We start from the raw sequence: 11,439 nt of genomic DNA, 5'->3' as shown, positions 1-11,439 counted from the left end.
GATCCCTCCCTTTAGGAAGAATTGAATCAGCAACTTACCAACCGATCAAGCCCGAGTTTTTCAACAAAATATGGCCCTTCCTGCCAAGTAGCTTGTGGCACGGCGGTTGGAGGCCATCGGTCTGGATGCACGTTGTTAACAAGATTGGGCGGCAGCTTTTGGGATTCAGGCGGCAATTCACTGGGAATGCGCAGAGCAGTCAGAAAAAGCCCTGAACTGGGCGTCTGATCGTGAAGTACACCACAAACGGAAGCAAAATCGCGACTATCAATCTCATCTTAAATGACCTTCTGATAGTTAGACCGCTATGTTCTCACGAACATGGTTAAACGCAGATTTACTGAAACAGCACCCCCGTCAAGCGGAGGCACTGCTTTCTGGCCGTTTGGCTCTCATTTTCTCCATCGCCATATCTTTCGCTGACCGGCTTTTCCGCTTTGCGACCGTGCGCTGCGCATCAAATGCCGCCTGAAGTTCTTTATCCTTTTCCGAAACCTCTTTCTCTGGGGCAGGGGCGGGCTTGGATTCCGCTATAGCCTTTGCCGTGTCCCTGGCTTGCTCTACAGCCAGATCGAGGTGTGTGCCTTTGATCTTCGGAGTTTTGCCGCCAAGGAACTGCATGAAATAAGGATCTTCGAAATATCGGATCTTGTTTGCAATCACCGGCATCTTGCCTTCGCGGATCAGCACAACCTCGTTTTCCGGCAGTCGGCCTACATGTTCGGGCCGGAGCAGGCGAATGCCTTCTTCACGCTCTGATATGCTGCCCATTTCCATTTTGCCGAGCGCCCGAGACTTCGACTTGCTCATTACTGTTTTGTCACCGATAGACCTGGACACATGTTCGCGTACCTCTGAATCCTCAGAGGCTGCAAACATCTGCGTCCCGGCGTTTGCCAGCATCGCCCGCACGCCCTCGTGCCCATAAATGTCCTGAAGACGTGACAGCGTTTGAGAAATCACCACGAGCCTGCCGCCGAACGATCGCATGGTGTCATAGGCTTCGACCACACGCTCCAGATGGCCGAGGCGCTGAAACTCATCGAGCAGCATCAAAACCTTGAACGGCTCATCTTCGCCCGGTTCGTGCGTTTCGATGGTGTTCACCAGATCGAGGAAGAACAGGCGGATGAGCGTCCGGAACTCTTTGACCTTTTTCCCCGGCACCGAAAAGTAGATCGAGGTGGGGCGCCGACGCAGATCCTCAAAGTTGATGTCATTGCCCTGCGTGGCTCTGGCCACAGACGGGTTGCGCCAGAGCTGAAGGCCGGAGTTGTTCATAACCGAAATCGTTGACCGCAGAATTTTGGATTCTTCGGCTGCAAGATTCAGGAACTCATCTGCCGCCCGGGCATAGCCGACTTCTTCAGCCATTTTTTCGTAATCCTTTTGCTTGGTCGTTTTGACCAGGCGCAGGATCTCGGAAATGTATGGCCGCTTTCTTTTGATTGCTAACATCGCCATGGCGCAGAACATGCCTTCGACGCCACCCATGAAACCTTGAGCGGACGAACTGGGCGTGTCGAACATCTGGGTTGCGACCTGGATCACCTCCTCCCATTGTCACTGTGCCCTTAATTACTGGACGCAAATACATTGCCGGACATTTGGCCCGGTTTTGTGCCCTTAATTCTCGGATATCCACAGGCTAGCGGCGACTTTTTTCGAGGGTGCGATCCGCGCATCGGAGCAACTCCGCACGGTCCGCATTCACACCGAGTTGTTCGATTGCTTTTTTAGCCGCCGCCAGAAAATCGGGTTTAGTTGTGTTGTCCGGTTTTCGTGCCGGGAACCAGGCCTTCTGAATTTTGCGATCATCTTTCGCCGGGGTTGGCGAACTGCATGAAAGGTGAACGAGTTGATCCAATAAATTGCGTTGAACAGGGAATGCCATGCGTAGCCTATCTCGTGCTGAAGGATCACGTCGCATCGCAATAGATACGGCCACCAATGGTCGCGTCATCAATAGGTGAACAGCAGCGAGCATAGTATACCGGTCATGGCGGGATTTGGAGCAAAGCCCCGCGTGACGAAGTTCTGGCGCAAGTACCCGTACAACCTGTAGCGCCAAGTCCAATTGCCTAACAACATGCTGACTTCCGCGCCAATACAGTTGCTCCAACCACGCTGCGCCCTTCAAAGCTCGGACTTCCAACCGTAAGGGAACTTTAAACTCTGCACCTGGCGCCGTGCCGAGAGGTAACAGGCCAGTACCGCAGGAATTGCAGATCATAGACCAAGCATAGCGCCAGTGCCGCAGGGAAACTCCAGGCACTTTCCGCGTACATGTCGGACAGTACTGAAAGTCTGAACAGGGCACACATTCGACTGGAAACCCTGCGCGACGCTTGAGCAACATGCCCTGTATGTCACTCGACGGCAGATGAGCCAGAGTACCGAACCGATCGAAATTTGCGCCTCGCAGATCGTGACTGGTCTCCGGCGGCTTATCACCCGAAAGCCCGAGATAGCCAAGTAATTCAGGAACAGAGCAATAATTGGCTTCAGCAAGCCGGGTGACCCAACTTGATAACAATTCGTCTTGTAGCGGCGGAGGACGCCTCGGCAGCGGAAGAATAGTCACTAAAACGCAGGAACGGCCTGTCTTCGAATGTTCCAGCTGTGCTTGGCCCAGATCGGTTGCCAGGCTTGAACCGCCTCATCCGTGATACGCTCCTCGCCTGTCTCGATAGCGTCTATCGCAAGCGCCTTGACCATTGTGAATACTCGCGACGTAACACCGCCTGTCACACCCAGAATGGTTCGAAGCGAATGCACACTGAGGCTGGACCCGCGTTCCAATTGCATCGCAGCAATCAGCGTCTGGATAAGACGAGAGAATTCGATATCGTCTTCCCAGAACGGCAAGAAATGCTCGTCCAGACGCCGGGCCAGTTGTTCATCGCCGCGAATGGCGTCGACCGCTTCATTCACACCAAAGACGACGAGAGATGCACAGAGATCATTAGCGAGGAACCGCAGCATATTCAGGAAACGCCGTTGCTCGCGATAGCTGCCCGCCAGCAAGTTGTGGACTTCGTCGATCATGATCATCTTCAGGTCCATGTCGCGCAAGTGGCTGAGGGCGCGCACCTCCAGTTCGGACACTGTGTGCCGCCCCCACATGGGCGCACCGATTGATGCCAGAATGTGCTGATAGAAACGCCTTTCATCAGGGGCGGGTGGCGCCTGCAATAACAGGATCGGTGTTTGGGTAACGCCAATATCTGCTTCGTATTGAGTTGGGTACAGGCTTTCCATTCGCTTAGCGATCATGGTCTTTCCTATCCCTGAACTACCGTAAACCATAAGGCCAGGCATCCGGGACTGTCTTGGCATCTCCATGAGAGAATTGAGCCTGTTGAGTACAATATTTGCGCGATCGAATGCGATCCACCGGTCACTGCGGACCAGGTTAAGTCTTTCGTTTGTTTCCATGAATGTCATCTATCGGGTAGGTAGGAAGATCCGGATTATTGGTATCGATCGCGAACATCTCGCGGGATGGATCGCGTCTGGTTTTGTCGTTAGGAAGTCGCGCTTGACGTTCACCCTCCAGCCGCACCGCCAGGGTTTGCTGCTTTGCCGCGTGCGCGATGCGCCTTTGTTCTTCAATAATTTGAAACAGCATCGCCTCCGGGATCGTCCCGCCGTGGCGTTCGTGAAATATCGCACGCGCACGCCGCGACTCCCAAAGCGAAATCCGTGGCCGCGACAGATTCTTGTAGCGCGCTACTATGGTCCGTCCTTCGTCATTTACAGCCCAAATCTGGGACATATCGCGAGGGTCGTATTTTACAGTAACCTTCCCGACGCCACGGCCGATCATTGGACCAAATGCGTCGCTCCAATAGCCGACAGAAAACAGCTTGATCCCGGTTCGCGCCAACTGACGACGTTCGGAAGGAAGAAAGCTGATGCGTAACGCCTCGGTATCAACGACCTTTCTGCCTGCGCCATCACCACCGAGATCTGCCCAAGCCGCCAGCGGTGCTCTCCCCAATCCGCTGTGACGGGTATTGTGATAGCGACATATCTCCAAGTGCAGCCAATCCTCGAACTCCTCCAACGTCATCGCCGCATTGTCAGAGCTGTCGTAATCCCCCTTGTCCTTGGGGGATGATTGCGTTGTTCCCGGAAGTACATGAACTGCGCCCATGGTTGTCCCTATAAGACGTTCGATATGGCCGCCATAATGCGCGCGACCTGGTGGCCTGTACTCGATTGAGATTCCCCAATCTGCACAGGCCGACTGGAAGGCGTTGCTTCGGAAATCCCGCCCGTTGTCAACATGAACGGCTTGCGGAATCCCAGCAGCAGGCCAATACAACTCCTCCAGTATCTCTGGCGCCCGGATCGACTTCGTTCGCACGCAATGGTGCAGACACAAACCGATGGACAAGACTGACGGTGTATCAAAACTCACATGTACGCCCAGAACAACGCGAGTCGCGACATCGATGGCGAGAGTCAACCAGGGTCGCCCCAAAGGTTTACGCTCGAATTGATCGACAAGAATGATGTCAGCCAGAGTGTGATCGATTTGGACAACGTCTAAAGGGCGCTCCACATTCAAGGCCCCTACCCTCGGCTCGAAAACTTGCCTCGCCGCCTTTGCGCCTTTCCGTTTCCGCATCACCTCGCGTTGATCCATAGCGTCGACACGCGACTTGATCGTACGCCGAGTGGGAAGGCGATAGCCTCTCGCCGCGCACTCTGCCCGGATCTCGCTGACGATCCTCAGAAAGCTTGGGGGTTCTGGAACGAGATAGTGTTGACGTAGAACGCGCTCGATAGTGCTTTCTACATCTGGCTCCAGGCGACGTGAGCCATGCTTCGGACCGCGTCGTTTAGGGAGTAAGGAGCTCGCGCGCCCATCATTAATCTTAAGACGGCGGTAAAAATCCCAAGCGGTGCTTCTCGAAACGCCCATAATCTTGGCCGCTTCCAACAGTAGCGGTCCTATATCTTGCCCTGACTCCTCAAGTTCCAGTATTGGACGCAACGCATTGGCCCGTTCAACTGCGAGCGCTCTTTCTTCTGGGTTCTCTATTTCATTAGACAAGATCATCCCCACGCGACTTATCCACAGGACACTTCGTCCGGGAATTAAGGGCACAGTCCGGTAATTAATGATACAGTCCAGAAATTAAAGGCACAATCAAGCACTGATTTTGCTCAACTTTTTAAAACCAGCGTCCAGCAATTAAAGGCACAGTGACACACGCGATGAACGGCAAACAGGGCATCCTGTCGGAGTTCAGTAGCGGCGGGCTCTATTTCAGTCCGGACTGCCTGAATGTTGGCGGCGGCGGGGCGACCAAACGGTTGAATTGAGGTTCCTGCGGTCTTTCTGACGAGGCACCGCAGGCAGCGGGTGCGAGTTGGCAGCAGGTGCCTTGCAAAGCGGTCATTCATGCGGCATGCGGAATTTGTGAATGGGGGCTCAGAGCGGTCATCTGACAACTTCCGTCAGCCATCAAAGGCCTCCAAGCGCGCCAGAGGTCGGCAGTGCGGACAAAGCCGACCTTGCAGAAAAGTGAGGGAATCCTTGAAAAAGCTTGCTTCCGCTGGGATGGTTTCTCCGACAGAATTTTCTGAGGAAATTAGAATGCATTTTCCCAAACTTGCGGCGGTTTCGTCGGTTTTTCTCACTATAGCCAGTTCGCAAGCGCTCTCCCAGGATGGGGGGCCGATACTGTTCACAAACGTCAACGTGTTTGATGGTGTGAATGAGAAAATGATTACAAATGCCAATGTCGTTGTAACCGACAATCTGATCACAGATGTGTCCTCAGAACCCCTCGCCGTCGCCAATGGTATCGTGATCGACGGCGGCGGGCGCACGTTGATGCCGGGCCTGATCGACGTACACTGGCACACGCTTTACTGTTGCAATCCGCAGAGTGTGGTTGTGACCGGCGATATTCTTGAAGTCGCGGTGCGGGGTGCCATCGGGTCCGAAGGCACGTTAATGCGCGGCTTTACAACGGTGCGCGACGTTGGCGGCAATTCATTTGCCATAAAACGGATGATTGACGCAGGCGAGATCGAAGGCCCCCGTATCCTGCCGTCCGGCCCACCCGTGACACAAACCGGCGGCCACTTTGACTATCGCCCCTACCAAGCGGTTCCGACGAACGGCGCGGATTCGCAATGGTACTGGTACAGCGTTGGTTTGATGGCGCAGGCTGATGGTGTTCCGGAAGTGGTCAAACGCGCGCGTGAAATCATGCGCATGGGCGCAAGCCAGCTTAAGATTTCCACCGGTGGCGGGGTGTCATCCACTTATGACCCTCTGGATGTACGCCAATATACCAAGGCCGAAATCGAGGCTTTCGTAGAGGTGGCCGACACCTACAACACCTATGTTGCTTCTCATGTCTTCACGGACGAGGCCGTGGAAATTGCCGTTGCCGCTGGCGTTAAGTCCATCGAGCATGGCTTCTTGATGAGCCGCGAAACGATGGAACTGATGCGCGACAATGAAGTTTGGTTGTCAGTGCAGCCCCTGCTGGATGACGAGGATGGCTTTTCTTTCGACGACCCTGTTAGCCAGCAGAAATGGATCGACGTCACCAACGGTACAGATTTCACCTACAAAACGGCGAAAGAAGTTGGCGTGAAAGTCGCCTTTGGCACCGATATCCTGTTCGATCCCAAACTGGCCGAACGTCAAGGCGCGTTCCTTGCCAAATTGCAGCGCTGGTACACGCCATACGAGGTGCTGAAAATGGCGACTTCAACCAATGCTGAACTGCTCAAACTCTCAGGCCCGCGCCACCCCTATCAACAAGGTGATTTGGGTGTAATCGCAAAGGGCGCTTATGCCGACTTAATCCTTGTGGACGGCAATCCGCTGCAAGATATCGACCTGATCGCAGACCCGCATGAGAATTTCGATCTGATCATGAAAGACGGCAAAGTCTACAAGAACACGCTGGACTGAGTTCCAGATGAAGTCCTTTGCTCAAAGCATATTTTGTAACGACTGCTTTGGGCTCACAGTGGTCATCTGACAGTTTTGGTTGGGCATATGAGCTGTCCCGACCTGGTCAACGGCGGCAGTGCGGACAAAGCAGGCATTCGAAGACTGGTCTCGCGACCCACAAGTCAACTATGGTCGGAGTTCATCTTGCGATAGTCAGAGGGCGCCAGTCCTGTCAACTTCCTAAATGCGCGGCTGAAATTGTTTGCGGTTTCATATCCTAGCATTGAGGAGATGCTGGAGACTGTCTCGCGCGTATCTGTGAGGAGTTCCTCGGCCCTTGCTACCCTGACATCGTTGACGATTTCGCGAAAACGAACCCCTTCGGTTGATAACTTCCGCTGTAGTGTGCGAACGCCAAGATCGAGCGAACGCGCGGTGGCATCAATCGACATTTCCTCCCGATGAAGTTGTTGCCAAACCACTTCCTCGACTTGTTCTCTAAGTGTTTGAGGTGGGCCGCCAAATCGTTCGCGAGAAATATCTCCGACAGTTATCGAGCCGCCGGTGAGTTTTTTGGGCGTGGCTTCGGAGCTCAAAGCCGAAGCTTCAAACTCAACCCCAAGGCGGGTGGTGTTCCAGATTACAGGACAAGCGTAAGTGTCTTCTGCCTCGACAAACCCAGGAACTTTCGGGAAGTCCAAGAGCACGGCCGATGGCTTCCAGTCGTTTCCTAAATACGCGCGGAATATGCTCAGAAAAACCCCAACGGCCGAGAAACCGATGTCCGGATACGCGAAATGCGAGCGAAGTCCAAAACGATAACAGTAGCGCGCGCTAGTGCCCGAAGTTTCAAGCCACGCGCGATCCGTGGACGAATGAAATGGCATGACGGCAGAAGCTCGTATTAGCGCTGCCCCCAGCGTTGGAGCAGAAAGAACGTAACTCCCCCAGGCGCCGTAGTCAGCGACAGTGAGATACGGTGACCACAACAATCCGATGTTTTGTTGTCCCGAGGATCGTGCGGCTTCGTGCACAAAGGTCGCCAAAGCATGCTCCGAGATGTAACCGCCTCTTTCCTCAATGAAGTGATCAGGAAGATCGGCAGAGTCAAAAGCACGCAACAGGCGTCTCTCCCCAGCGGCCTCAAGCACAAACTGGGGCATCGCGCCCAAGGCCTTGGCCGAAATCATCGGTGGTAGGTTCAATCCGTCAACCCGCTTGTTCGCCCGCGTGTCGTGAAATGATACGCATCGGCTGAACGGATGTGCAAGCTTTCCACAAACAGCAGGGAGCATTGCGCCATGAAAATACTTGGACCATCACACAGCAGTTTGTCGACGCATCTTTTTGGCGTGGCGCTTATTGTGGGTATTTCTTCCTCGCCAGTTCTTTCCCAGTCCTTCAACGACAGGGGTGACATCCTTGCACGATCAGCCGAAGTCGAGGACATCGAGTACAAGATCATGGTGCAGCGCGCCACTCAGACTGCAATCTGGGGGATGCCCGCCGCTGGTATGATCGATTTTCTGAAGGGCATTCGCCGCGACCTCGGTGGCGACTACAACGACATCATTTATCTCAATAAGCCGTTCGATTCCAAACATGGGTTTCTTACGGCTAACGATGTTACGGCCTATGCTTGGGCTTCAATGACCTCCGAACCCGGTCCCCTTGTCATTGAAGTGCCCGCTGCCACCGACAAGGTTAACTACTTCGGTACAATCGTGAATGCTTGGGATGTTCCTATCGTGGACGTTGGTCCCGATGGTTTCGATGAAGGTGCCGGCGGCAAGTACCTCATGCTACCTCCAGGCTACGAATGGGATATGTCCCTGGAGGAATTAACTGAAGCAGGATACCTTCCCTTTGAAACAGATACCTACGAATATGGGTTTTCGTTCCGGCCAAAACTGAAGAATGGCGGAACGGACACCGATGCGGCCGACTACGCTCAGACGATCAAAGTGTACTACCTGTCTGAGGCTGACAATCCACCACCCAACAACTATCTGGAAGCGTGAGAAGTGCCGTACGACTCGCTTCCATACTACAACGAGACATTCTTTCAGGACCTGAACGATTACGTTCAAAACAACCCGATCCGTCCACAAGACAAGGTTATGGTGAATTTTCTGAAAGATCTCGGGATCGAGAAGGGAAAGCCTTTCGAACCAAGTGAACTTCAAATGCAGGCAATGAACGAGGGATTGTTGCTCGCGTACGCCTCGATGCAGAACTACTTTGTGACGCCCGGGAAAGCCATGATCCCACTTTGGGTCGACGATAGCGGCGAGATGAGGAGCCAGTGGTTGATTTGGGATTTCGCGGATGGTCAACCCGAGGCTGGTTTCCCCTATGAGACTGAGACCGAAGTCCTTGTGGATGCGCGTGCGGGCGGCAGTTATTTCTGGATTACATACCTGCCGAAACAACTGGGCGGAGGTACATTTTATCTGACAGGCCTGCGCGACAGCGACGGGGAAATGTACGATCACAATCAGACCTATAAACTGAACGTCCCAGCGGATACACCTGCTGACGATTTCTGGTCCGTGATTGTTTATTCGATGGAGACCAAGAGCTTCATTCGGAACGTTGATCCTGTCGGTTTGTCCGAGCGCGACACTGATGCGATGCAGGCTAATGAAGACGGTTCTTACGACATCTTTTTTGGACCAGAAGCACCGGAAGGCATGGAAAGCAACTGGATACCAACCACAGAGCCGTACTTCCTTTTGTTTCGTCTATATGGGCCGCAAGAAGGATGGCTGGAGAGTGGCTGGATGCTGGGCGATCTAGAAAAAGTAAACTGATCAAAACAAACAGTAATTCCCAATGGAGCGAACAATGAAAACAAAGTCGTTAGCTGTGCTGACTGCCCTGATACTCGCATCGCATTCTTCAGCCCAAGAATTCAAAGCCGACGTTCCTGAGAATGTTCTTACACCAGACAAGGTCGAGACCCAGACGCTTGGTGATCTGGAATTCTTCGATGGTATGCCATCACCTGAGACGGTGGAGAAAGTCTTCGACAACCTTGATCTGATCAGAGCAACGACTGCTTTCCTGGATGGCATGAAGATCGCTTCGCTTCGAGCTATGTTTCAGGGATACGAAGACTTGGGCGTCAATCCCAATGACGTCGTGATTGCAGAAGACCTGCTGGACGCGCGGTCCATCTGGCTGACGCCCAATACAACCACAATCTACATTGGTTCGAATGTCGATATCTCGGATGGCCCGATGGTGATTGAGGTTCCGGCAGGCCTGCTTGGGTTGCTTGATGACGCCGCGTTTGACTATGTGACGGATATCGGGGCGCTTGGCGCGGATAAGGGAGAAGGTGGCAAGTATCTACTTTTGCACAACGACGATGAAACGCCGGTGCCCGAGGGCTACTTCGAACTACGCACAAAGACATATGAGCACTGGTTGTTGCTAAGACGCTCGCCAGACGCAGACGGAGATACGGCTGGCCCTGTTGCCGAGATCAAGGCGGGTCTGAATATCTATCCGCTTAGTGAAGCGGACAATCCTCCCGCGGAAATTTTCCTGAATATCTCCGGTGTTCAACACAACACTGTTCACGCGAACAACGAAGACTTTTTTGAAGAGATCCACGTCGCGCTCGAAAACAATCCAATTGGTGCGTTCAGTCCGGAAATTGTAGGAACGTTTGCTTCCATAGGGATCAGGAAGGGCGAGCCCTTCGAACCCGATGCCCGTATGCAGGCCATTTTCAAGGAGGCAGCAGCGATAGCAAATGCCACGGCGCGAGCGATTACGTATGCCTCGCGCGATCCGGGAGTTTTCTTTTATGAAGACCGGCAATGGAACTCACCGTTTCAACGTCAGAGCTATCTGTTTCTTGAGGACGGTGCACGCATACTCGATGACCGTTCATACTTTTTCTATATGGCGACGGGCATAACGCCTGCGATGACCTCGCCACCGGTCGGTACGGGGTCTGTCTATGCGATGACGGCGCGAGACAACAACGGACAGTACCTGGATGGCTCAAAAACCTACAAGGTAACGCTCCCGGCACCCGTTCCCGCGAAAAACTTTGCGTCGTTTATGTTGTATAGCGGACAGACACGGTCGATCCTTGAAACTGACCAGCAATCCGGTGGTATCGACTCTAATCGACCGGGGATAAAGCCGAATGAGGATGGGAGTACCAGCATCTATTTTGGCCCGGAAGCCCCAGAAGGTTGGGAGAACAACTGGGCGCAAACCATGCCCGGGCAAAGCTTCAACGTGATGATGCGCCTCTACGGACCGCTCGAGCCTTGGTTCGACAAGACCTGGCGTCCTGGTGATCTGGAACTGGTAGAATAAAGCGACAGCCGCGACTATCGGGCGACGCTACTTTTTGGCGTCGTCTGGCATTTTCTTCGGTGTCGGTTTTGGGCTCAAAGCGGTCGTCGTCGGCGGCGTGTCAGAATGGCGGTCTGGACAGTCTTACAAGGGAGCGTGGTGTGGGGAATGGACTTCTACCGCGGATC

Annotated in this window: 10 protein-coding genes and 1 pseudogene; 5 read left to right on the top strand and 6 right to left on the bottom strand. The window is 53.7% G+C overall.

Annotated features, from left to right (window positions below; genetic code table 11):
• The coding region (locus AC2FJZ_RS21870) for a hypothetical protein (protein ID WP_496780308.1) at positions 1-215 on the top strand (215 nt) is incomplete at its 5' end.
• 142 nt (positions 216-357) lie between these two features.
• Here AC2FJZ_RS21870 and AC2FJZ_RS21865 read toward each other — a convergent pair.
• The 5 genes and pseudogenes from AC2FJZ_RS21865 to AC2FJZ_RS21845 form a co-directional block, all read right to left on the bottom strand.
• Positions 358-1,551 (bottom strand): type IV secretory system conjugative DNA transfer family protein, encoded by a 1,194-nt coding sequence (locus AC2FJZ_RS21865; protein WP_496780306.1) that lies wholly within the window; start codon positions 1,549-1,551, stop codon positions 358-360.
• A 97-nt stretch (positions 1,552-1,648) separates the two neighbouring features.
• Positions 1,649-1,894 (bottom strand): hypothetical protein, encoded by a 246-nt coding sequence (locus AC2FJZ_RS21860; RefSeq protein WP_496685373.1) that lies wholly within the window; start codon positions 1,892-1,894, stop codon positions 1,649-1,651.
• Between the two features lie 339 nt (positions 1,895-2,233).
• Positions 2,234-2,584, bottom strand: a pseudogene (locus AC2FJZ_RS21855) (TniQ family protein); the annotation flags it as partial.
• Positions 2,584-3,438: a TniB family NTP-binding protein gene (locus AC2FJZ_RS21850; RefSeq protein WP_496685282.1), complete on the bottom strand. Its 855-nt coding sequence runs from the start codon at positions 3,436-3,438 to the stop codon at positions 2,584-2,586. The gene AC2FJZ_RS21850 and the pseudogene AC2FJZ_RS21855, both read right to left, overlap by 1 nt.
• Complete coding sequence (locus AC2FJZ_RS21845) at positions 3,416-5,071, bottom strand: transposase (protein ID WP_496685368.1); 1,656 nt, start codon at positions 5,069-5,071, stop codon at positions 3,416-3,418. The genes AC2FJZ_RS21850 and AC2FJZ_RS21845 overlap by 23 nt, the downstream gene beginning before the upstream one ends.
• A gap of 540 nt (positions 5,072-5,611) precedes the next feature.
• On the opposite strand from AC2FJZ_RS21845, the gene AC2FJZ_RS21840 reads away from it, so the two are divergent.
• On the top strand, positions 5,612-6,949 hold the full coding sequence (locus AC2FJZ_RS21840; protein ID WP_480869027.1) for a metal-dependent hydrolase family protein: 1,338 nt from the start codon (positions 5,612-5,614) through the stop codon (positions 6,947-6,949).
• A gap of 164 nt (positions 6,950-7,113) precedes the next feature.
• Here AC2FJZ_RS21840 and AC2FJZ_RS21835 read toward each other — a convergent pair whose 3' ends face one another.
• Positions 7,114-8,121 (bottom strand): helix-turn-helix domain-containing protein, encoded by a 1,008-nt coding sequence (locus AC2FJZ_RS21835; RefSeq protein ID WP_496780304.1) that lies wholly within the window; start codon positions 8,119-8,121, stop codon positions 7,114-7,116.
• 111 nt (positions 8,122-8,232) lie between these two features.
• Between AC2FJZ_RS21835 and AC2FJZ_RS21830 the strand changes: the two genes are divergently transcribed.
• The 3 genes from AC2FJZ_RS21830 to AC2FJZ_RS21820 are packed head-to-tail and all read left to right on the top strand — an operon-like array spanning position 8,233 to position 11,272.
• A complete protein-coding gene (locus AC2FJZ_RS21830) occupies positions 8,233-8,952 on the top strand; it encodes a DUF1254 domain-containing protein (RefSeq protein WP_496780302.1) in 720 nt (239 codons plus the stop codon).
• A gap of 3 nt (positions 8,953-8,955) precedes the next feature.
• A complete protein-coding gene (locus AC2FJZ_RS21825; RefSeq protein WP_496780300.1) occupies positions 8,956-9,744 on the top strand; it encodes a DUF1214 domain-containing protein in 789 nt (262 codons plus the stop codon).
• Between the two features lie 34 nt (positions 9,745-9,778).
• Positions 9,779-11,272, top strand: coding sequence for a DUF1254 domain-containing protein (locus AC2FJZ_RS21820; protein WP_496780298.1), 1,494 nt, complete (start codon positions 9,779-9,781; stop codon positions 11,270-11,272).
• Positions 11,273-11,439: the final 167 nt, after the last annotated feature.

It is taken from the genome of Ruegeria sp. CDSA079 (assembly GCF_059612245.1).
This window is presented reverse-complemented; position numbering and strand designations above follow the sequence as displayed.